Annotated in this window: 21 protein-coding genes, 1 tRNA gene and 3 pseudogenes; 10 read left to right on the top strand and 15 right to left on the bottom strand. The window is 44.5% G+C overall.

Features of this window, described 5'->3' with window-relative positions; all coding sequences use genetic code 11:
• Positions 1-39: 39 nt before the first annotated feature.
• The 3 genes from QUB52_RS23105 (at position 40) to QUB52_RS23095 (ending at position 2,488) form a co-directional block, all read left to right on the top strand.
• Positions 40-387 carry a DUF6717 family protein gene (locus QUB52_RS23105; RefSeq protein WP_332975280.1) on the top strand — a complete coding sequence of 116 codons (348 nt, stop codon included), beginning with the start codon at positions 40-42 and terminating at the stop codon, positions 385-387.
• A 14-nt stretch (positions 388-401) separates the two neighbouring features.
• A complete protein-coding gene (locus QUB52_RS23100) occupies positions 402-1,751 on the top strand; it encodes an LCP family protein (RefSeq protein WP_332975281.1) in 1,350 nt (449 codons plus the stop codon).
• A 212-nt stretch (positions 1,752-1,963) separates the two neighbouring features.
• A complete protein-coding gene (locus QUB52_RS23095; RefSeq protein WP_442923226.1) occupies positions 1,964-2,488 on the top strand; it encodes a pentapeptide repeat-containing protein in 525 nt (174 codons plus the stop codon).
• A gap of 172 nt (positions 2,489-2,660) precedes the next feature.
• Here the strand turns inward: QUB52_RS23095 and QUB52_RS23090 are convergent, their stop codons facing one another.
• From QUB52_RS23090 to QUB52_RS23080, 3 genes are all read right to left on the bottom strand, one after another.
• Positions 2,661-3,914, bottom strand: coding sequence for an S-layer homology domain-containing protein (locus QUB52_RS23090; protein ID WP_332975282.1), 1,254 nt, complete (start codon positions 3,912-3,914; stop codon positions 2,661-2,663).
• A gap of 407 nt (positions 3,915-4,321) precedes the next feature.
• Positions 4,322-5,893: an HNH endonuclease family protein gene (locus QUB52_RS23085; protein WP_332975283.1), complete on the bottom strand. Its 1,572-nt coding sequence runs from the start codon at positions 5,891-5,893 to the stop codon at positions 4,322-4,324.
• A 156-nt stretch (positions 5,894-6,049) separates the two neighbouring features.
• A complete protein-coding gene (locus QUB52_RS23080) occupies positions 6,050-6,742 on the bottom strand; it encodes a GDSL-type esterase/lipase family protein (protein WP_332975284.1) in 693 nt (230 codons plus the stop codon).
• Between the two features lie 79 nt (positions 6,743-6,821).
• Here QUB52_RS23080 and QUB52_RS23075 point away from each other — a divergent pair, with 79 nt between their 5' ends.
• The 6 genes and pseudogenes from QUB52_RS23075 to QUB52_RS23050 all read left to right on the top strand — a co-directional run.
• On the top strand, positions 6,822-7,055 hold the full coding sequence (locus tag QUB52_RS23075) for a DNA-directed RNA polymerase subunit omega (RefSeq protein WP_106148190.1): 234 nt from the start codon (positions 6,822-6,824) through the stop codon (positions 7,053-7,055).
• Between the two features lie 147 nt (positions 7,056-7,202).
• Positions 7,203-7,847, top strand: a complete 645-nt coding sequence (locus tag QUB52_RS23070) for a hypothetical protein (RefSeq protein WP_332975285.1) — start codon at positions 7,203-7,205, stop codon at positions 7,845-7,847.
• Positions 7,848-7,991: 144 nt separating this feature from the next.
• Positions 7,992-8,357: a DUF1818 family protein gene (locus QUB52_RS23065; RefSeq protein ID WP_332975286.1), complete on the top strand. Its 366-nt coding sequence runs from the start codon at positions 7,992-7,994 to the stop codon at positions 8,355-8,357.
• 37 nt (positions 8,358-8,394) lie between these two features.
• Positions 8,395-8,468 (top strand) — tRNA-Pro (locus QUB52_RS23060).
• Between the two features lie 401 nt (positions 8,469-8,869).
• A complete protein-coding gene (locus tag QUB52_RS23055) occupies positions 8,870-9,193 on the top strand; it encodes a hypothetical protein (protein ID WP_332970013.1) in 324 nt (107 codons plus the stop codon).
• Positions 9,109-9,309: pseudogene (locus tag QUB52_RS23050) on the top strand (phage integrase SAM-like domain-containing protein); the annotation flags it as partial. The gene QUB52_RS23055 and the pseudogene QUB52_RS23050, both read left to right, overlap by 85 nt.
• Positions 9,310-9,845: 536 nt before the next feature.
• Here QUB52_RS23050 and QUB52_RS23045 read toward each other — a convergent pair.
• From QUB52_RS23045 to QUB52_RS22995, 11 genes are all read right to left on the bottom strand, one after another.
• Complete coding sequence (locus QUB52_RS23045; RefSeq protein WP_332975624.1) at positions 9,846-11,900, bottom strand: B12-binding domain-containing radical SAM protein; 2,055 nt, start codon at positions 11,898-11,900, stop codon at positions 9,846-9,848.
• A 153-nt stretch (positions 11,901-12,053) separates the two neighbouring features.
• Positions 12,054-12,290 carry a zinc ribbon domain-containing protein gene (locus tag QUB52_RS23040; protein ID WP_332975625.1) on the bottom strand — a complete coding sequence of 79 codons (237 nt, stop codon included), beginning with the start codon at positions 12,288-12,290 and terminating at the stop codon, positions 12,054-12,056.
• Between the two features lie 25 nt (positions 12,291-12,315).
• Positions 12,316-13,368, bottom strand: coding sequence for an RNA-guided endonuclease InsQ/TnpB family protein (locus QUB52_RS23035; RefSeq protein WP_332976276.1), 1,053 nt, complete (start codon positions 13,366-13,368; stop codon positions 12,316-12,318).
• A 184-nt stretch (positions 13,369-13,552) separates the two neighbouring features.
• Positions 13,553-14,449, bottom strand: a complete 897-nt coding sequence (locus QUB52_RS23030; RefSeq protein ID WP_332975525.1) for a 2OG-Fe(II)-dependent halogenase WelO5 family protein — start codon at positions 14,447-14,449, stop codon at positions 13,553-13,555.
• Between the two features lie 72 nt (positions 14,450-14,521).
• Complete coding sequence (locus QUB52_RS23025) at positions 14,522-15,394, bottom strand: hypothetical protein (RefSeq protein ID WP_332970658.1); 873 nt, start codon at positions 15,392-15,394, stop codon at positions 14,522-14,524.
• Between the two features lie 122 nt (positions 15,395-15,516).
• Positions 15,517-16,641 (bottom strand): TauD/TfdA family dioxygenase, encoded by a 1,125-nt coding sequence (locus tag QUB52_RS23020; RefSeq protein ID WP_332975524.1) that lies wholly within the window; start codon positions 16,639-16,641, stop codon positions 15,517-15,519.
• A 117-nt stretch (positions 16,642-16,758) separates the two neighbouring features.
• The gene (locus QUB52_RS23015; RefSeq protein WP_332975523.1) at positions 16,759-18,024 is read right to left on the bottom strand and encodes a hypothetical protein; all 1,266 of its coding nucleotides are present in this window, start codon (positions 18,022-18,024) and stop codon (positions 16,759-16,761) included.
• Between the two features lie 26 nt (positions 18,025-18,050).
• Positions 18,051-19,166, bottom strand: a complete 1,116-nt coding sequence (locus QUB52_RS23010) for an amidohydrolase family protein (RefSeq protein WP_332975522.1) — start codon at positions 19,164-19,166, stop codon at positions 18,051-18,053.
• Positions 19,166-19,735 (bottom strand): hypothetical protein, encoded by a 570-nt coding sequence (locus QUB52_RS23005; RefSeq protein ID WP_332975521.1) that lies wholly within the window; start codon positions 19,733-19,735, stop codon positions 19,166-19,168. The genes QUB52_RS23010 and QUB52_RS23005 overlap by 1 nt, the downstream gene beginning before the upstream one ends.
• A gap of 34 nt (positions 19,736-19,769) precedes the next feature.
• Positions 19,770-20,513 carry a formylglycine-generating enzyme family protein gene (locus QUB52_RS23000; RefSeq protein ID WP_332970663.1) on the bottom strand — a complete coding sequence of 248 codons (744 nt, stop codon included), beginning with the start codon at positions 20,511-20,513 and terminating at the stop codon, positions 19,770-19,772.
• A gap of 17 nt (positions 20,514-20,530) precedes the next feature.
• Positions 20,531-21,523: a radical SAM protein gene (locus tag QUB52_RS22995; RefSeq protein ID WP_332970664.1), complete on the bottom strand. Its 993-nt coding sequence runs from the start codon at positions 21,521-21,523 to the stop codon at positions 20,531-20,533.
• A 264-nt stretch (positions 21,524-21,787) separates the two neighbouring features.
• On the opposite strand from QUB52_RS22995, the pseudogene QUB52_RS22990 reads away from it, so the two are divergent.
• A pseudogene (locus QUB52_RS22990) lies at positions 21,788-21,952 on the top strand (ISAzo13 family transposase); the annotation flags it as partial.
• A 329-nt stretch (positions 21,953-22,281) separates the two neighbouring features.
• On the opposite strand, the pseudogene QUB52_RS22980 reads toward QUB52_RS22990, so the two are convergent.
• Positions 22,282-22,437 (bottom strand): annotated as a pseudogene (locus tag QUB52_RS22980) (IS5/IS1182 family transposase); the annotation flags it as partial.

Below are 22,437 nucleotides of genomic sequence, written 5' to 3'. Positions count from 1 at the left end.
TCCCAGCCCAAATAAACGAAATGAAAAGAGGAGAATACGATGTCAAATGCCATGATGGTAATTTACCCCTATCGTGAACAGTACACCTGGGTTTTTGACGACGAGCGAGCCGGACTTATCCAAGAACCATTTGTTCAGGGCGTCCCCGAAATGATTAACCTGCTCGTCGCAGACATTCCCAATGCCGATCGAGGTTTCCGACTTTTATTCTCAGCCAATCCATTTCCCGGATATCAAGCAGAAATGCTGTGGTTTAAAGCAGAATACGGCGGTAACTGGTATCGGTGGGAAACCCAAAATATGGAAGGCTGGCTGTGTCCGGCTTTGTTCAAATACTTTGCAGAAGCACCGCCCAAGTTTTACTGCAAAGCTGAAAAACTGCAATAATCAACAGCAAGTCAATGAAAAACTTGTCAATCTTTAAAAGAAACTTTCTTAAACCAGTCGATCGCGAAACTAGAAAAAAGCCTAAATTAGCCCTGTATGTATTTTGGCTCTTTTTGCTAATTTTCATAGCAGCCATCTCCGCAGCAATTGGGGCAATTACCGCCCTCTTAGCCCCCGTGGAACCGCCAATTATTAGCAAAGTCCTAGATATTACAGGCTTTAACTATACATCATCCCAGCCATCTGGATACCGTCTATCGCGGCCTGTGAATATCTTGATTCTGGGAATTGACCGCGTGCCGGAAGCATCAGCCAATTCCCGTGAAATTTTTAACGGTCGCAGCGATACAATACTCTTATTTCACATCGATCCAAGAGATAAATCTATTAGTTTGCTTTCAATTCCGCGAGATACAAAAGTTGAAATTCCCGGAATTCGCTTCAGCAAAATTAATGAAGCTAATGCCAGAGGAGGAGCAGCTTTGGCGACGCGATTAATTAGCAGTATCCTGAACAATGCGACTATTGAAAGATACGTGCGAATCAGCAGCGGTGCGTTTCGGGAATTAGTCGATTTGTTGGGCGGCCTTGAGGTATTTGTACCTCGCGCGATGTCCTATACAGATACCGCCCAAAAGTTAAAAATAAACTTAGCACAGGGATGGCAAACTCTCAACGGAGAACAAGCAGAACAATTTGCTCGATTTCGCAACGACGGTTTGGGAGATATCGGCCGTATTCAGCGGCAGCAATCTTTAATTCAAGCTATTCGGAACCGCCTCGCCAGTCCATCAGTATGGGTGCGCTTGCCACAAATTGTGCGATTGATGCAAAAATATGTGGATACAAACCTAAATTTTGAGGAAATATTGACGATCGCAAATTTCGGTTTGCAATTGGAGCGAGATAATTTTAAAATGGTGATGTTGCCCGGACGTTCGAGTTCAGCACAAGGGGATTTGAGGAGTTATTGGATTTTAGATGTTGCTGGGCGCGATCGGATTATGACACAATATTTCAAGCAAAGCGTACCCGATTTTGCCCAAGGGCGATTTCGCAATCCCAGCCAGTCCATTTTGCCCAGCAACCTCAAAATCGCCGTCCAAAACGCTTCTAGCAACCCGAAAACCGCCAAAAAAGTCGCTGAATTTCTCACAAAAAAGGGCTTTTCTAGTGTATCTGTAGTGCAGGATTGGCCCGACAAGCAGCGTCAAAGTCAAATTATTGTACAGCAAGGCGATTTAGAAGCAGCAAATCTCCTGCAAAAAGCGCTAGGCGACGGTAAAATTGAAGCATCTTCTACTGGTGAAATCGAGTCTGACTTGACACTTCGCGTCGGCGAAGATTTAGTAAAGCGATTTTAATTAATCAGTAGTCAGTGGTCATTAGTCATTAGTCATTAGTCATTAGTCATTAGTCATTAGTCATTAAGTAGGTAAGCGCAAAAAATATTTATTTCGCGGTAAATTGTAGGGGCGAGTTAAGCGTAGAATCTCTGGTAAAAGCGAGTTAATGAGTGCAAAACCCGCCCGACCCATGTAATGTCTATTTGTAACTTAATCATCAGTCAAATACCATGAGTAAAAAATCTATGAAAAGTGTATTCCGAGTTTTGCTGAGCCTAATTTTAAGTGTAGTGTTAGCCTTTGGATGGGTAATGTTGAGCGCTACTCCGGCATTTGCGCTACCGAAAAAAATTATTAATTATACAAATATTAATTTGTCCGATCGCGATTTTTCCAATTCTGACTTAGCGGGCGGAACATTCGTCGCTGCTGAGATGCGGGGAACCAACTTTCAAGGCGCAGATTTAACCAATGCGATTTTGACTAAGGGAGTTTTGTGGAAGGCCAACTTGTCAGGTGCGAATCTCTCCGGTGCTTTGGCAGATAGAATTACATTTGATGGCGCTAATTTGACGAATGCTAATTTCACCGAAGCAATTATGACTCGAACTCGGTTTTTTGATGCGGCAATTTCCGGCGCTGATTTTACAGACGCGATTATCGACGCTTATCAAGTAACAATGATGTGCGAAAAAGCAGATGGTGTCAATCCCGTGACGGGAGTTTCTACGCGAGAAAGTTTAGGATGTCCGTAGAATTTTCCACTTATAGGAATTCTGCACTCTTAGCCTAGAAACCCGGTTTCTACGAGTTTTGGGTTTAGTAACAAAAAATCTACAAAGAAACCGGGTTTCTGAGATCAGCGTGCGTCACTGACATCCGTTAAATCCGTTAAATCCGTTACAAAATCCGCTGCCGAACTTCCTTCTATCGAGTGCTACAAATGCCTGTGTTTGCAGTGCCAAATACCAAGTCAGAATTCAACAGCAAATTTAAATCAGTATCAGGATTAACAGCATATAAATCAACTTTATCTCGCCCCAAAAAGACTCCGACTAAAGTCCCGACTCCCGCGCCACCTAGTACCTCTTCAGTTGCGATCGCCCGATCGCCCGTAACTCCTGCAATCGCCGCCGCCGCTGCTGCACCCAAAGCCGTATTCTTAATCAGATTACCAACATTCACGCCCTTAGTCACACTTTCTTTCCGAGTAATCACTTGCGAAGTAGCATTCAGAGGCACTCTGCTACCGTTGATGATACTTAATTCTTGGGCCACAAACTGAACGCCCGCAGCAGTCGATCGCAATTCGCCGCTAATTTTCGAGCCTTCGGGTATCAGGACTTTGCCATTACTCCCTGTGATATCCGCAGCCACAGTCAGAGTAATCGGAGACTTGTCATTGGGGGCGAGCAAAATCTTGCCTTTGGCGTATTCGATAGGAATAGTCACCCCACTAGGAATTTTCACAGCCACAGAATCGCTAACATTAATCTTAGCAATATAAGGAGAATGAATTGCTTTTGCTTGATTGGTACTGACTAATGTTTGATAGATAAAAGCAGCGACTTCCGCCCGCGTAGCCGACTGATTTGGTTTCAGAGATTTAGGATTGGGATAGCTGACAACCAACTGTTTTTCAGTAGCAGCAGCCACACTTTTTACAGCATAACTTTGAATCTCACCCGCATCATTATAGTAGCTGAGAACATCTTGAAAATTACAAGTAGGCTCATACCCAAGTCCGTTATTTAAAGCGACTACAACTTGCACGCGAGGAATTTGCTGCATCGGCCTGAACACATTGCCGGGATAGCCAGACATCCATCCCATTTCATAAGCTTCTGCGATCGCCCCGCTTGCCCAAAAATTAGACGGAACATCGGCAAACCCTACAGCACCGCGAGTTTTCGCCTTTTTCACAGAACGGATCATTGCCGCGAATTCAGCCCGCGTTACCAGTGCATCCGGGCGGAAAGTGCGATCGGGAAATCCTTTGATAATTCCTCTTTCTGACAAATCTTGAATAAAGTCTTTTGCCCAATAGTTATTATTAACATCCGAAAAAGCTGTTTGAGCAAAAGCAGGCGCGGGATTTAGGATAGGCGCTACGGTTCCAGCAACGGTTCCCAATGTTAATAAAACAGATGTGCCGAATTTGATGCGTTGAAAAACAGACATTTTTTGATTCTCCAGTTTACACAAATTTTTTATTAAGGATAAGTAAGCTTATTTTAGGCTGATTGATTTCTGCCTAACTTACTCTTTTCCTCAGTTATGTAACTATTATGGAATGCTTTTATTTGTGGCGAGGGGAAGATAGGGTCTTTTAAAATAAATATTTTGAAGCCGATGTGTAGATTTAAAAATGCTTAAACTCCTTAAAAGCCTTATGTTCCTTATCTCCCTTATCTACCTTGTGTCTGCAATTAACAGGATTTACGGATAAAGCCGCTTGATATGCGCTCGTGAGTGCATACCAAATGGCATGAGATTGATTTAACAAAAAAGTAATAGCCTCTCGCTAAAATTTAAGTATCGGCGATCACAATATCTTGGCTAGAGATTAAATCGAACACACATTTTTTTCAATTTTTATAGGTAGTATTGCAGTATGGGTGAGTTAATTGTGCGTTCTTTAAAGTTCCTAAACCCCCCTCAGCTTTTCTTTTGATATGGTCGATACTGTTAAATCGGGTAGGAAGATATCCTCCACAAATTTTACAATCTGGGCAGCCCGGTAGAGCCTGTCTGATAAAAGCAGATGCCTTGGTTTCGCGAGAAAATTCTTTACTTTGAATTTCACCATTGTCGGCTTTCTTTGGAATTTTCAGAGTGGCAAATTTTTTATCGCCAGATTTTATTTCTGTGATAATATTTTTTTTATCTCTACCTTCTGACAACTTATTAATCACTTGTAAGTAGAAGTCTCTGACGAGTTCTCTAGCTTGTAATGCGTCACTCTTCTTTGCAACAAGTTGTGGAACCATATCATAATTCCAAATTACCCATTCAAAGTCTTTTCTGACCTTTATCAATTTAGACCATGATTTAGTCTCTTGTAAATGTAAAATTAAACTGACGATCCCATAGAATGAACCAATTTTGGGTTTTCCTTGTTGAGTGTAAAAGTATACAAGTGGATGTAAACCGAGAGATGAAGGATCGCCGCTATTAATTCTTTGAGCGACTTTTTTGCACTTCTTTAGTAGCTCAATAGTTTGCTCGCCTGTTGAATCTTCTCCCAACTGATTATCGTCTAATATGTTATTGACAATATTTATAAATTCTAAAATCAATTCCAGCTTATCCGAAGATGAAAGATTCCCCACAATGGGTACGTCTAATGTTTTAATTGGATTTGACAGTTTGGGCTGAAATATAAGTTGGTGTATTTCTTGGGCTACTACTTCAATCTCATCCTGTTTATCTTCAGAGAAACTCGACCAATATTTATGGCCATTACCACTTCTCACGATCGCACGCGCAGCCACACCATTAGGTGTTTTACGTGCTTGTAGCAACCTCATCTCAGTCTCGCTAATCGGGGCTGCTTTCTGGTTGATTTTGAAAAAAGATTCCTCCGCTTTCCTAGCATCGCCTTCAACCCATTGAAGTGAAATCGCTGATGCTCCTAAGTTCCTGGTTCTTTCCAGCATTTTAGGATTAACTTGACCTGCTTGTGAAGTCAATGATTGATAATCTTTGTAAGCTCCTATTTTCTCTTTAATTAGTTTGCGAGTTTCTTTGGCTGCCTCTTTTTGTTCGTCTGTGACGTTGCCGTCATAAAATTGTTTAGAAATCTTACCATCCCCATAATCATCATTAATCCAAGCAAGTAACGAACTCAGTCGATGAGAACCATCAACAACAAAATAGTGGCTACTACCTCGCCAAAGAATAACTGCAGGAATTAAATCTCCATCTAAAAAACTTTCAATAAACTCGCAAATTTTTGCTGCATCCCATTCATTAGTTTCTCTTTGAAAATCCGGTTTTCGCAAAAACGGATAGAAAAAAGAACTTTGTTCTAGATCGCGAATACCTATAGTGAGGATACTTCTTCCCATATTGCGTTCGGACTGATCTTTAATTTCAAATGCTTCTCGGGGAATAAGTGCATCTAGACTAACTGGGGAATTTTTGGATGATTTTGCCATTTTAAGTACCGATTGTTACTTTTTAGTATTTCTTGAGTTTTCGCTTGATAATCTTCCGCTTGAGCGGTGCAATTCAGGTCAATTTCGCTCAATCTAGAGGCTAAGCGCCCATTCAGAATGCCGGGAAAGTTAGCCCTGATGACCAATGACCAATGACTAATGACCGATCGCGAGTAGCGGTTCCCAACTTGTCACATCTTCAAATAAAGATTGATAGCCCGCTGCATTGGGATGAAGACCGTCCGCAGTCAGACAAGAACGCCACCAAATATTACCACGATCGATCCATTTATCAAAAATATCTAAATAAGGAATTCCCCGTTCCAAACAAGCTAACTTTGTGGCTTCTTTATAGCGATATTGGTCGGCGTGATTGTAGTACAAACAATCTTGAAAAGGCATTTTACTTTCATCCACAGGCACCATCCCGACAAATATCACTGGACAAAGTTGTTGGGATAGGTTTAACAAATTATCCAAAACAGTTTTAAAATGTTCAAAATCAGTATAACTGCGCCCGGTAGGCGACTGCACCCTCGCCGAATCGTTGAGGCCTACGGAAAGAATAATCGCATCGGGGACGCGGTTTCTGAGCTCGCCGCGGTGCCGAAACTCGTTTTCGAGGCGCTGGGCGACTTGATAGGTGCGATCGCCCCGAACGCCCAAATTGTATAAAACGTGTCCTGCGCTCTCCGTTAACATCCACTGGCGCCGCAATCTTTCCACCCAACCACCGCCTACACCGTCGCCAAAACCGTAGATTAAGCTGTCGCCGAAAGCAACCAATTTGAGGGGATGAGAATTTACCCGATGCAAGTGACCAAAGGAATAGGCTGTTGTTGCCTGCATAAGCAATGATACTCAGTTAGTAATTTTGAATCTTCGCATACTAGACTAGAATGTAACATTAGATAAAGTAGGTAATCTCATGGTTAAGCGTCCAACCTTCGATTCAACTCAGCTAACCCGTCGGGCGGAAGAGTTGATCGGTGCTGCATCCAACCGCTATCGGATCACGGTGCAGGTGGCGAATCGCGCCAAACGCCGCCGCTATGAAGATTTCGAGAATATGGATGACACTCAAATGATGAAGCCTGTGATGCGGGCGATATTTGAGATGTCGGATGAACTGACTCAGCCGGAAATTATCGGAGACATCTAAACTTCGGCAGTTTTGGGTTTTGAGTGTTGAATTGCCAGCAATTTTTGTTAACTCAAAACTCAAAACTTTCTCAAACTAGAATGGCGTGGATGGGCGATAAATTAGGTTTATTTATGAAATTATTCTATTTTTGAAATTGTCAAAACTGTGAAAAAGAAATTCAAGCTGGGCTTAAGTTTTCTGTTAGTTACTTTGAGTGTGGCGATTTTCACGCTTTTGAGTGGGGTATTGGAATCGGGTAAATTAAGTGTGTCGGCGGTGGAACCTTCGCTGTTGGGGAGTTCTGCGTCTGTGCGGTTGGTTGCGGGGCGATCTGCACCACAGCAATTGAGGGTGCAAGATGCTTGGAAATTTGTATATGAAAAATTGCCCGATTTCCCGATCGAGAATAACTACATTTCTAAGGAAACTGGAAAAGTCGATCCCAACAATACTTTAGTCGGGCGCTTGATTCGATATCACGTGTTTGTCAAAGGACGGCCGCCGAATTACCGTTTTGATTGGAAGCTGAGTTTAGCTGACTATCTGGGGGCGACTCCCGATTATTTGGTGGAAGGCGTGTATCCGGGAAAAGACGTTTTGCGATCGAATCCGATGGAACGCGATCGCACTGCTATTCAAAGTTTAAATAGAAAACAGCGGGATGCTTTGGTTCAAGCTTTGGTGGATGTTTTTACGGAAAATTCCGGGTCATCGCGCGCACCGGCGGCGGGCCAAAAACCCGAAGGGCGCGAGACTTCCCCCGAAACACCGCAGCCGCAGCCGGGAGATGCAAAGTTGCTGACACCGTAAGCTTGGACGAGGCCTAGAAACCGAGTTTTTGGGCGGCGGCTGCCTGGTACGAAGTAAACGCGAGAAAAACCCGGTTTCTCAACAGCAGCGGATAAGTCCTGAAATCACCCAATCAATCCCAAATCAAAAATTTAAAATCGATCGATGGAACGTGTAATTAAGACTGGTGTTGGCTGGCGTTTGGGATGGAACCCAGAGGCCCAGGAGTTTCAGGGTTTGGTGGCTGGGGAGGGTTGGGCGATCGAACTCACGGAGGCCGAGTTAAACGATTTTTGCCGCTTGTTGGGCCAATTGGCAGCCACAATGAGTCAAATGGCCTCTGAGTTGATGGACGAGGAAAAAATCGCCATTGAGGCCGAAAGCGATTTGGTTTGGGTGCAGGTAGAAGGCTATCCCGCAGCTTACAGCGTGCAGTTGATCTTGAATGCTGGCCGTCGCTGCGAGGGTTTTTGGGCGGCGGCTGCGGTTCCGAGTTTGGTGCAGGCTGCAAAAGTTTTAAAAGTTTTTTGACTTTTTTGGGAATTCCATGCTAAGCTGTTAAAGCTGTCGGGGCGTAGCGCAGCTTGGTAGCGCACTACTTTGGGGTAGTAGGGGTCGTGGGTTCAAATCCCGCCGCTCCGATCGTGATAAAACCTTCTCTTTTTGAGGAGGTTTTGTTGTTTCTACAGTTATTTGCGGCGTTGCTGATTTACGGTATGAACGGCTAAATATGCAAATCATAAAAACCATTGTCCACAAAGCTTCTGGATTTTTGCCTAATTCTTTTTCATACCCTGATTAAGCAACGCCTTATTTGCTTGCATTCGACATTCTCAATTAAGGGTGACAGAATATGACAAGCTCTGACAAGATTAGCGATGAAACAGCGATGATAGTCAGCGAAGCGGGTTACAGCTTTTTAACCTCTGAAAATGAGGTTTGCTTTAAAGGAGAAACCAGTGGCGAGAACTGTCAGGATTGAGAATTTTCAGGATCGGTTGAGACTGGCTTGGCGCTGGCAAGGTAAGCGGTTTTAGCTTTCCATGAACTTGCCCTACACCCAAATCAACTGCAAAGCTGCCGAAATCAAGGCTCGGCAGATTGAGCTTGACATGGCCAGCAACAATTTTGATGCAACTCTGGCAAAATATAAACCAGAAAAACAGGCCAATTTAGCCGTCACTGAACTGTTCGTAGGCGTCAGCCGGGGCGAAGCCATCGCTTCTGTGCCTACAAACAGCGTAATCTCAGCCCTCAAACTTTTGCTAAGTACACAGCAACAAAGAACAATATTTCTGAGTTTTTCCGAAACAAATCTGTTCCTGATGTTTCCGAAACGATGGCAGAAAAGTTTCGGGGATGGTTGAGCGATCGCCTCGAACCTGTGACAGTGCGTGAAAGAATCGCCATGATGCAGGCTTGTTGGGCTTGGGCAATCAAGAAAAAATTGCTCCCTCTAAGCAATGTTGTCGCTTTTAGTTGACATTGGTACTCCTACGAAAATCCCTAAACATAGGGGAAAATCCCCCGGCTGGGAAAAAGGAAAGGTACGTACTAAGGCACCGTGCTATCCCACTGTGAAAAAACTGGTTTCAAGGGCGCAAAAAGTCTTCAAGATTAGCTGTTTAATCTTCTACCTTGTGAATTTTTGAGTAACAGCTTGCCGGATATTCAAAGGCCGCTATTTTTAGCTGCACTCATTTTTTAGTCTAAACTACAGTCATTGAGTCTTCCACCTAATCATGAATATTGTTCGAGATAATTAACCCATTTTTTTCCATCTAATCCAACACCAAATGTACTCCGTCTTCGATATCTTTTGTTAGGTTATTGACGCCGACATATAGCGGTTCTCAGAAAGATGAGGTATGCCCTATGCCCTATGCCCTATGCCCTATGCCCTATGCCCTATGCCCTATGCCCAGTCGTACCTCACCTTTTTGAGAAAGGCTATACATATTTTCATACCTACTTTTTCCTCAGTTCAGTGCCTTATCAGCACTTATTGAGCAGTTACCTTTATTTCGGTGCCAGAAAAGCGTATTTTGGTTCGAGTCGAACATTGATAGCGTAGAGATAATAGCGAAACAATGCAAGCTGTTTGGGTGTGAAGTCCTTCTTCACAGCCTCAAGAACCGAAGCTTCAGTAGCGTGGAACCTCATCAATGTAGAAAGGGTAAGGTAAGACGATGCTGGCGGATAGCCCTCGGAGTCGAGGGGCAGTTCAAGTTTCTCAAAGACGATCGCCATTTCCTGCCGACTGGCTGAGAAAGTGGCATGGAGGACAAAGGCAAGCATTGCCTGTCCTGCATCTGGTTCTGGGTCAGCTTCATTTGTTCGAGGCGTGGTATTGACTAGCTGCTCCAGTGGCGAGTTTACCTTTTGCAATAAGACACTTGCTCGTTTCCGCCAATGTGTTGGGTCTAGCTCTCCCAGGTCGGGATGTTCTACCCAAGGAGGCAGTTGAATAGCCTCTAAGTCAGCATCTTTAAGGGATGCCACGACTTCAAGAAGCAGTGAGAATCCCAAGCTTCGAGCAAAGAAGCGCCAGTCGCGCGTTAATCTGTAAAACCGCGATAGAAAGGTCTCGTGAGCATAACGAAAGAAGTCGTGTACCTCTTCAATACCTCCAAAATGTTCTACAAGCTCGCGACTGTAATAAAAGGAGGGATGAATCAGCGTTTTGGGGGTGACATTATCCTGGGTAACGATAATGGCTTTCTGTTTTGCATCTTCAGGGAGACCATCAAGACACTCATAAACCCGCAGCGCAGGATAACCTTCTGCTCGATCGTATTGAAGATCTAGTTTCTCTTTGCTGAATGTTTCCAACGTCGTGCGGACAGAATCCAGGGAGGCGTAGGGATTTCCTAGCCATGACCAGAGAATCCAACGGGGCATCCGTCTGTACTTAAACTCTGGTTCTTCATTAAGTTCTATAATATCTTTGATGTGAGCGATCGCGTGTCTCGCCCGATAGGGTTCGCGCATTTGCTTCAGGGTTTGGTCGCTCAAGTCTGAAAAAGGTCCGTTTTGCTCAAGTAACAGCCCCGATCGCAGCAGCAGCCTCAGTTCGCCCTTATTGAATTGTGTGGGCAAAAAATAAGACCGCCAGAAGATAGGGCGTGGCAGTGATTCGTTGATCCGAATCACCCGTTCAGCCAACGCCAAGACGTGTTCCTTGGCAAAATTAAGCTCAGAACAGACAAACCAGTAATATCTGAGTCCATACTTGAGCAGGTTATGAATTTCTGCTTCGATCGCATCCAGATTTCGCAGCCGGACAGTTTGCCCTTTCACCTTCGGTTCGCAACAAAAAGCACAGGCGCAAGGGCAACCCCGTGATATTTCGATAGCAATAGAACGCCCTGAATCATCGCCTGTTCCCAGTCCAGGAACATCTGCCAGGTGAGTGTTGCGGAGTTCGCGTTCGCCGTGAAAACGGAAGATTTCGTCGATAATGTCTTCCGTATATTCAATATCGTCAAAAGGGCCCCAGAATACGCGCTGGTTCTGTCGCCATTGACCGTCGGCACGATAGAGCAAGTTGGATATGCCCTCGGTACGACCATTGAGGACTTCATGAAAGTGCGGGAAAAATTCGTCAGGTTCGCCAATAATGCCAAAGTCAGGTTGTAAATACTCCGCAGCAGACACCGGGTTGGCAGTGAAGGTAAATCCACCTACGAATATCTTGGCATCGGACATCTCGCGAATCCGCCGAATGGCAGCGTGGGTGTCTTCGACCGGGAACCAGGGGTTCTTGGGGCTGCCTTTGGGATCTGGGCTTATGTAGTCGTCCGAGATAGTGGAGTCGGCTTGCCGAATGGTAAAAGCGACGGCGCGGGGCTGGTGGTCTGTTACCAGTTGCGTGATGCACTCAAGCTGCTGTTGTCTGTTCAGACCCAGCCCGTCCCAACGGACAACCGACAACCCCGCCCGACGGGCAAGGGCTGACACCTGAACAAAAGCGTAAGGATAAACTGGGCGTCCGGGCCAGTTGCTGAGGTTGATAAAGAGTAGATCGATCGGTTTCGGGTTTGGGCGGCTAATACCTGTGTATGCGGGCACCATGAGCTTTGTCCTATAAATTCCTTGACCTTCTCAGCGAAGACAGCGACTGAGATTCTTAAGATTTTGCAACCTTAATATCCTGATTACTCAGGTTCCCAAACTCACCGCGTTTGCTCGCGTGAGCGCGGTGATACCTTTTGGGCGTTTAGATGACTAGCACTCCCGTTTCGCGGAGTCCCCGCGTACTATTGTTAAAGCTCTATCTCTGATGGTTTTAGCAGCACCAATATCGGCGTGTTCGTGATAGCCACATTCGACACAGATGAACTTTTCTCCATCTCTATTCGACTTGTCAATATGACCGCAATTTCTGCATTCTTGGCTAGAGTGTTTGGGATTGATTTTAATAGTAATTTTTCCTTGCTTCACAGCAAGATACTCAATCTTCAAAATCAATTCACCCCAACCTGCATTTCTAGATAGAACGATTCAAACCCTTCTTTCTAGATTGTCCATTTTTCAGGAATCTCCCATTGTCATTTTTCACCTTACATCGGCGCATCATCCCAGAGATGTTTAAATTTTCTAGGGCGATCACATCGGTGTTCCGAGACACAATCTTGTTAGCAACTTTCCATTGATACGCTTGGCGTTTATTACCAATCTTTTGATGAAATCTCCCAACTCTGATAGCCGCTTTTTTGCGGTTTTTGCTACCTTTGACCTTACGGCTAACTCGCCTTTGTCTAATTTTCAGAGTCCGCTTAGCTTTTTTGTTGGTTGCAAACTTGGGATTCTCGATTTGATGTCCATCAGAAATGTGAACCAGCTTAGTTATTCCTAAATCGCACCCTATTACTTTGGGATTCTTACCAAGAATTTTAGCACTGTATTCAGGTACAGATTTATCCTCTATTCTGAGGGAAATATACCAACCATTTTGACGTTTTCTAACCGTGCAAGCCTTGATGGTAAACCCATCTGGGATTGAGCTAGAGTTATGAAATCGCATCGGGCCCAGTTTAGGGAGATAGATTTTATTGCCCTTTAGTTTGACGCCCATCACATAAGTAAAAGACGTAAAGTTGCTACGGTTTTTGAACCCGGGAAATCCTCTGCCTTCAAAGAAATTCTTGTAAGCAGTGTCTAAGCGTTTGACATTCTGTTGTAGAACTGTTGAATCTATTTGAGCATACCAAGGTCTAGCAATTTTCAATTCTGGCAATGCTGTAATTTGAATGTCCGCCGCACTTCTACGGGGATTTCTAGCCTTACCTTCTCGATCGAACTTATCGTCTTTCCAGGGATTTCCAGTTGCGCCACTTTTGCTAACGAAACAGGTTAACGGTGAAACTTCGCCATAAGTTCTAATATCGCAGTAGTCGCCTTGGATAAACTGTTGGTTGTATTGGGTAATTCTGTCATTTAGACACCAGTTGTAATGACTTATAAGCATATTTACCCAAGCCGACATTTTTAAGACTTGCGTTTGATTGGGGCGCAATTTGTAAATATAGTTTGTTAGCAATCTCACTCACCTCCTTGTTCATATCTTAATATAGCAGTCGCCTTTTAAATATTAAGAATTAAGAAAGATTCACGGCGGTTAAAACCGCCCGTGCCGCTTACATATAATGGCTAAAGCCGATGAGTTTTCCGCTTGCCGAACTTTTTTTTATAATAATTATCTTGCTGCTCTGAGATACGCAAGTTTAAGCCCAATAAATGGCAGTTGTCGAATCAAGAAATCCCATAAACCAGGAAATAGTTGAACGTTGTCCTCCCTCTTTAGGTAGAGGTCCGACAGCATGAACTTTTGTTGAATCAAATAGATAAATATCACCACTACGAATGGGCAAGACAATTTCGTCAAAATCTGCCAGGGATTCCGGCGTATAGCCAACACCGTCGTATTTAAAGCGGAGAACTTCGCGGGTTTGGTCATTCGGTGAAATATTCCAGTAGTGAAGGTCACCACCACCTGCACTATTTTCCAGACAAATAACTCCTATTATGGCTCTACCGTTCACCAACTGAGCAACTTCAAAGTCCTTGATATGAGGACTTCTCAATAGCCTATTATCTTCATGGGGAACAAGAGCAAAACCTTCTGTTATATTTCCCCAGGAACGCATCTTATATTCTGCCGCCTTACGTCCGTTATATTCAGCAAGTCGAAGGTGTAATCCTTGATTGCTGAGATTTTTTTTAATTCCACCGAGCAAAAACCGGAAAAAATCCCCTGTATTGGCAAAAAGTGCCTGAACATCTTTGCTGGTTTTCTCCACCTGATCGAAGTAAACTTCCAGTGGTTCTCTGACAGTCATTCCTATATTAGGACCCAACATCGCACTATAGTGATAGTCAAGGGACAAACTGCCATCGGATTTTTGCTGTAAAGAAGGGTTGTGCCAGAAATTGTGACAAATCTGTTGACGCAATTCCTGCTTCAAAGCACCTCCGAACATTGCGCCTGCGACTTTTCCCTGCAAAACATCAATCCAAAGCTGCCAATCAATTTCATTTCTTTCCACGATTTGGAAATAGGAATCAGGGTGGACAATTCCCTGTAGTTGAATTGATGGAGTGGGACTTAAAGTATCAGACATTTCTAGATTTACCTCCTTTATTACATTTTTGCCATTGAAAAGCGGACGTAGTTGCCTCTCACCTACGCAAGTTTAAGCCCAATATATGACGGTTGTCGGATCGCGAAATCCCATAAACCATAAAAGAGTTAAACGTTGAGCTTTCTCATTAGTCAGTTGTCCGACAGCATGAATTTTTGTTGAATCAAATAGATAAATATCACCACCGCGAATAGACAGGACAAGTTTGTCAAAATCTGCTAGAGCTTCCAGAGGATAGCCAATATTGTCGTATTTAAAGCCGAGTGCTTCGCGGGTTTGGTCATTCGGTGAAATATTCCAGTAGTGAAGATCCCCACCCTCCCCATTTTCCAGGCAAATATTCACGCCCACAGTTCTGCCTACTAATTGCCCGATCTCAAAACCCTGGAGGTGAGGAGATCTAAACGGTCCCTCATCATCATGTGGCTCCAGCACGAAAGTCCCTGAATTTCTCCCCCAGGATTTTATCTTACATTCTCCTGCCTTACGTCCGTCGTCGTGTTGGGCAACTCGAAGCAAACACCCTTGATCGGCTAGACGCTTTCTAATTCCACCGAGCAAAAACTCGAAGAAATCACCTGTATTGGCAAAAAGCCCTTGGACATCCTGGCGGACTTGTTCTACTTCATCAAAGTAAACTTCTAGAGGTTTAGTCACAGAAGAACCGATAAAAGCTTCATAGTAGGAAGGTAGACCATCGGCTTGCTGCTTTAAAGTAAGACTACGCCAAAAATTGTGACAAATCTGTTGACGCAATTCCTGATTTAAAACACCTCGGAAGATTGCCCCAGCGACTTTTCCCTGCAAAACATCAATCCAAAGCTGCCAATCAATTTCGTTTCTTTCCACTATTTGGAAATAGGAGTCAGGGTGGACAATTCCCTGTAGTTGAATTGATGGAGTAGAACTTAAAACGTCAGACATTCCCAACCCTATCTTTTTAAACTAAATTTTCCTAATCAACAAGTTGTTGACTTTTTCTAACCTGACTTTCTCTGAATTTCTGAAGTTAAAGCACTTTTTCAGCTATCGTTTTGCATAGGAGCTTACTGAGCTACTGAGTAAAAATGCTTTAACTGATGAAAATTGTGCTTTCCCACGAAATAGTCCCAGTCAATCCAGGCTGTTCTGAGGTCTCGGATTCCTGAATTAGAGTCGAAAGCTCGCCTGCCATGAAGTATTCTGGAGTTATTTAATAGTAGACAGTTTCGAGGCTTGAGGCGAAAGCAGTGTGAATAAGCCGGATTTTTTAAGTAGCGGAGGAAGGTAAAAAACGCTTCGTAGAAGAGTTCCATTTCGTCAAATGGTAAATCCCAGTCGCAGGTATGGGCATGACCAAAATTGACTCTCTTCACCCAATTTTGCTCGTCTAGTTCCAAGATGTACCGCTTCCGACGGTAGAGATATCCAAAGTCTTTATAGAACTTCTCAAAGCGGATGGGGGTCGCCGCTAAAATCTGAAAGTAATTGGGATGGTTCTGGCGAAAGTCGTGGGCAACACGAAAGCCATCTACTAACAGCGATTCCCCACCCAACACATCGTTTTGCCCCATATGCAAGCACGTTAACAGTTGCGGACAGCACCTGTAGGAAAAATCGTTGTGTGGGAAAAGAACATCGCCAGGATGTGGTACTGGTTTGGTATTCAAGTCTACTCTCATCATCGAAATTGCTCCGAACTCAGTATGATAAATAGGTCCGATGGTTGAGAGAAAAACCTCGAAGTCCTCAGCCGACATATTTTCAAGTACCGTAAATCCCAGGGTAAAAAGTTGATTAGCCCACGTCTCAAATCTACAGGAATCAGCGTCATGACAATACTCGGACAAGTGATTCTCGATCCAAGCTTTGTCCCAAAGAATTTCTTCTTTCTCGATGGATTCAAACTCTTGATGAAAGCTCCCACGTCCTGTTTCGCGATCGTAAGCATGACTTAGCAGCCAAGAAATTGGAAAGGTACTGCGGTGGGGAGGATCTTCGTTCCAGAGAATCGTTAACTCACCATCCTGTTCTTCTACCGACAAAGGTTCCGGAGGTGAGGTGCGATCGCTGATATCATAAACCTTCCGTAAAGTGTTTGGACGACGACACTCAGGACAAAAACAATTATCGCGCAACCAGATATAGTGAAAGCGTTTGCTTCCGACTGTTAAAAAGCTTTTATTTAGCATCTAAATTCTCCGGGACTTAACTTCATTGATTTCCCTCAGTAGTAAGTTTGGTAGCACTGGGTTAGTTAGATGGGAGAGAGCTAAACAATTAGGTTGTTGATTTCAACGGCTATTATTTCAGAACACGATGCTCATCACGGTTTTCGGCGATCCGTGAACCTTCCGGGAGTGTTGCTGCATAATCAAAATACCGACCAGTCCGTCAGGGCTGTAAAAGCCGCTGGGCTTGGTATAGGCATCTACGATGACCTCTTGTCCGTCTCGATCGATCGCGGTAACAGGCTCAGACCAGGTTCGAGCCTCCTGGACTATCCAGTGATGCCCGACTTGGTAGTCGGCGAGAATCCTGTCGAACATTTGACGACACGCTGGCCTTGAAAGGCTACCCGTGTAATACACTGCGCGGCTTCCCCAGTTCAGGGTCGGATCTGTGCCAGCAAATTTAAAGTAGTAAGTGCGCTTACTCATGCTGATCTGGCAGAAGTCTTCAAGGCTGACCCAGGAACCATCCGCCAGATGAAAGCCCTCTGGAGTGATGATATCTGTATGTGGAAAGAGTCTGCGGATGTCATCGGAATAATATTGCCGCGACTTGCTCCAGAAAGGCCACGCCATGATCACTTTTGCGTCGTATAGGGGCGTAGGGGGGTGGTCAAAAAACAGACGACCTTCTTCGCAAGCCTCCATCCACTGATCGAAAAAGCCATTGTATCTGAGGTCGTAGAACTCATGGGCACGGACAAAATTGCAGTCTTTCCACTGAACAGCATCCCAGCTAAAAAAACGCAGCCCTTCGTCCCGACACCGTTGAATAAAGTAGCGTCCGCCATGCGGACGTGATGCGTTATTGAGCAGATGATGAATGATGGGTTGGTCGCCGATATAGCTACGTAGGGATTGAGAAACGCTGCTGGCTAGCGAACGGAAAAACCGAGTCGGCACGCCGAAGTCGTCGGGAAAGGCGAGGTAGATGTCTCTGAGCTGATCTGCGATTTCCCATGCAGAGCCAAAGCACTGGATCTCCGCAATCTCTCCTGGTGCTACTTCGTCGGTACGGAAGAAAACGGGGAGCTGAAGCTGCTTCTCGGTGAGTTTGAGATGGTACTCTTTGCCACGACAGGGTGGCTGTCCGGCGAGAACCGTATCTGCGATCGCAGGGTCGGCTTCACCCCGCAGACTTGCCATAAAAAGGTCACGGGTGATCTTCTGAAATTGCTTGATCGGGGAATATCGCGATCGAAACCCCTCAAATGTCGCGTCATCGATCGCATAGGGCTGCTTCGCGATGAGATTTGTGAAGCCGACACTGGCTAGGGTTCTGGACTCGATATCTTTGTCGATGAATCGATACCAAGGATAGTCAATAATTTGCTGTTGAGTCATTGCACTTTTTATCAAAATTTATAGTTTTAGGCATCAAGACCATAGAGCTTGGCACAGTTCTTGTAGACAACTTTGAGTCGATCCTCATCGGGGGTATTTTGAAACGACTGCGAGATAATCTCCTGCGACTTCGGCCAAGTTGACTCATAGTGGGGATAATCGCTGCCCCACATGAAATTATCTGCGCCAAGGATCTGCATGGTCAAAATGCCAACTTCATCTTCCATAAAGGTGGAGTAAACCTGGCGCTTGAAGTATTCGCTAGGTTTCATCGTCAGGGAGGTGGGGGCGATCGGACTGAGCTTGACATGGATACGGTCTGCGTGCAGCAGATGGTAAGCTACCCAGCCGATATCGTTCTCCGCCAACACCAACTTCAGATTGGGAAAGCGCTCCAGCACGCCGGAGAAGATGATATCCGTCAGAGAGTGCTGGATCTCCTCCGGGAAGATCATGTTGCGTTGACACCGCTCCACATTAGTGTTGTAGTCAAAGACCTTCGGACTTTCTCGATAGCCCGTAAGAATATGCAGGCTCACCGGCATTTCCATTTCTTGGGCTGCGCGCCAGAATGGGTCATTACAGGTGCTAGTGAATGCCCGTTCTTCTGGTGGAGAAGCCCAAATTGCCACCCCTTTTAGTCCCATCTGATGACAGCGCTTCATCTCATGAACCGCGTCATCCACATCCCAAAGTGAAATTAGTCCGATGCCAATCAGTTGCTTAGGTGCGTATGTGACAAATTCAGCCAACCAGTTGTTGTATGCACGGAAGCAGGCTTGCTGGAATGCAGCGTCATGAAGCCAGAACAACGACATCCCTAAGCTGGTGTAAAGAACTTCTGCGGCGATACCGTCACGCTCCATATCCTTGAGGCGTTCATTAGGATCGTTGCCACCAAGTCGGGTAGCCTCAATCCCCACGCGCCGCTGCTGGGCAAACTCTTCGGGAGATTTATCCACTGCGTACAGGGAGTTCACCAAGGCTGGTTGAAGCTCTTGGCAGACGAAAAACCACCCTTGACGCTCCTCATTCCAGTAGATGTGCGGTGCTCTGTCCCGATATTCTCGATCCAGCCTTTCCAGCCAGAGGTTAGGCGGTTCAATGACGTGAGAGTCCGCAGAAATAATTTGTGTGTCCATTAGTGTTGGGTGATTCCTGTTTTGAACAAATTACCGGCAATGAAATTCTGGAGATAGTGTTTTTTATCAGCCAGGGTCATTTCTGTTTCAAGGTAGTCCTGCCATCGGTCATATTCATACCTCATAATTCTCATTTCCCAGGTACAGGCAACTCCTGTTTTTTCTAGAGGCTTGGGTGATAATGCAGGGAAACTGCCTTCCACGGTATAGGTTTGGGTAAACAATACATTGCCTCGCCCCCAAATATTGATGCTTAAGAAGCCTTGGGACAGAATCGCAAAGCCAACGCCTTGTTTTGGATCGACGTGTCCCTGAGCAAGCTCCTTGTCGATAAAAGTTGACAAATTATCTTGTAAATGCTGCGGCAAGGGTTCAGTTTCCCGCAGCATTTGGTAGAGTTTCAGCACCAATTGTTCATGGCTTAAAAAACCAACTGGGTTAGCCGATCGGCGAATATACTGATACTGTTTTCCGTACTGATCGGCGAGAGTATCAACATTGGCATGAGTTTGCAGGTAAGTGTCTGTTAGAGTCGGTGGCAGATCTAAGATGATAGAAGTCGCATCCATTTACTGTGTTCTCCTTTGTCATTGAGCGATTCAATTAAGCGGCAACCACACGAAAGCCAAGTCCGCTGCCTCTGGTATCAGGTTTGTTCCAGTCATGATAGGCACAGCGAATCAAGTCTGGCGTGTATTTCCATCCACCACCCCGAACGATACGCAAGATAGTGGGATCGTCCAGGTTTTCTCGCCCATCGTCAGCTTGATACGGATACGCGAAGTCAGGACGATCGGTATCGGTTCCCCAAATGGTACTGATCCATTCCCAAGCGTTACCTGCCATGTCAAATATGCCATAATAGCTCTTGCCCAAGGGATAGGCATTGACGGCTGTGGTATGACGCACCTGGTTGCCATAATTGGCTAATTGGGCTGTGGGGGGTTGATTTCCCCAAGGGTACAGGCGTTTATCTGTACCGCGAGCCGCTTTTTCCCACTGTGCATCGGTTGGCAATCGAACTCCTGCCCAATCACAGAAGGCGATCGCATCATGCCATGTCACCCACGTAATAGGATGGTTTTCTTGACCTTCTGGCAAGCCATGTTCCCACAGTTTTTGCAGGTCAGCCCAGGCATAATTGGTGTGTGCTAAAAATTGCGCCCATTGTGCATTGGTGACGGGAAAACGGCTGATTTGATAGCTGGGCAAATAGACTTCGTGCTGTGGTACTTCAACTTGTTTAGCCCAGTCACTATCGGCGGCGACATTATCTACCCTCAGATCGGTTCCCATCCAAAATAAACCTGCGGGGATAGTAATCCAGTCAAAGCTGTCTAATAACATTGCTCACCTAAAATTATTCACAGCAGAATTGGTTGGGCTTGATACTGTCTGTCATCAAGTTCGCTCAGATCAAAAGGTTGAAGTAAATCAAAATTTTGAGTTTTATTAAACTGTTTTATGGCGTTACGTATTTCTGGTTGATAATCCTTATGGACAGTATAATCACCATAACCATCAGTATTGTTTTCAGACCACAGTCCTGTATAAATCGGTACGTTCAAATCACGGGTTTCGGCAATCACTTGAACAACACTTTGGATACGAACTGGTTTGTATTGATGAAGTGAAAAAGCCTTGGCTAAAGGTGTGCCTTTGGCTACGTATACAGGATTTAGATAGATTATCAAATCAGTCCCAAATTTTTGACAGATTTCTGCAAGATATTCAATTGTTAGAATTGCCTCCTTGATACCTTCTTGTTCAGTCATTGTTGGGCCTGGTTTTAACAACACGTAGCTTGTCAGTCTAACCCCCATTTCACCCAGCAGCTTGATCTTGGCTTCAAAAGTTTTTCGACGAATGCTTTTATTCAAAATGACTTCGCGCAAATGATCGTCCTGTGTTTCAAAGCCAATTGTCACATCCAAAATATCAGCATGGGTTAAATGGAAAATTTCCTCCATCGTTGCTGGTGAAATATATTCTGGGCGTGTTTCCAGGGATAAAACTTTCAAAGAAGACATTGCTTGTGCTCGATCGAGCAAGTAAACTATTGCTTCCTTGGGAAAACGTTCCCGATCTATAATAGACCCTTCGTTACCTACTGAAAGTTGTTGGAAACTGCTCAATTCATCCGCATATTGCTCAAAACTCCAATCAATTTGTTGTTTAATTTGATTGACTGGCAACGGATCGGGATGGGATTTTGTTGGCAAACTACAATAAGAGCATTGGAATGGACATTTTTGGGCGTAAAATGCGATTACCAAATCTTTTAGCCCTAGAAATGTCCGCTTGCCTATGTAAATTGGGCGGAAAACTTTAGATGTCCTTTCCATATCGTGCAGCATCTTTCTCGGTATTCTTTAGCAAAACTCAAAATTTTGAGCAAAAATAAGACATCCTCATGTTGCAATACTTCGGACAGTTTTGGAAGAGGGACGGGACGCGAGGCGAGCCGAGCTACAAAAGTCACTATAATGTGAACCAAACATACAAAAAAAGGCACTTTTTAGGTTAAGCTCAAAAAACACACTAAGAGGCAGCCACAGAATGATTGATCCTATAACGACCGAATGATGACCGAAAGATAATTTCAGTGTGCAGCGTATCTTATGTCTCTAAAATCTATCATGAAACTGACCGAACACGCCAAATCTCTTTACATCAAAACAGCTAAAAAACTCAAGGGAACTGACAGACGACAATTCATGGCATTTGTAGTCAAAGGCTTGGGAATAGGCGGACAGACGTTAGTAGAACGGGAGTTGGGATGGAATCATTTGTGACAAGTTAAGAAAAAGTGCAAATTGTCAAGGGGTACGTGAAAAAAGATAAAATAGGCTGAAACATTGATCTGGCAAGCAGTTGAACCAGGATTGAACCAGTTATGAGTAGCAAAAAACGAATTAACCGAGACCATGCAAAGAAAAAAAATCGTCCCCAAGTAGAAAATGAAGCGATTGCGAATCACCTCGAAGATTTATTAATTCCGGCAATGGCGGCCCAAAAAACTTTTTATCGCCAACTAAATTTAAGAGATAGGATTCTGACATTACCATTAGACCTCTTGCAAAAAAAATCTATGTTATAGTAGAAGGTTTTAAATTTAATCCCCTAGAGCTAACTCATAATTATAAATTGCTGATAACAAATTACAACGCTTTGCATAACGGCGGCGACGATTCCGATAACGACTCGACAAGATTTTAAAAATTTTCAGACTCCGGTTAACGTGTTCAATAACAATTCTTTCTTGTGCTAG

The organism is Microcoleus sp. A6-C6, from assembly GCF_036705955.1.
Lineage (GTDB): Bacteria > Cyanobacteriota > Cyanobacteriia > Cyanobacteriales > Microcoleaceae > Microcoleus.
Note: the sequence above shows the minus strand (reverse complement) of the source record. Positions and strands in the feature narration are given on the sequence as shown.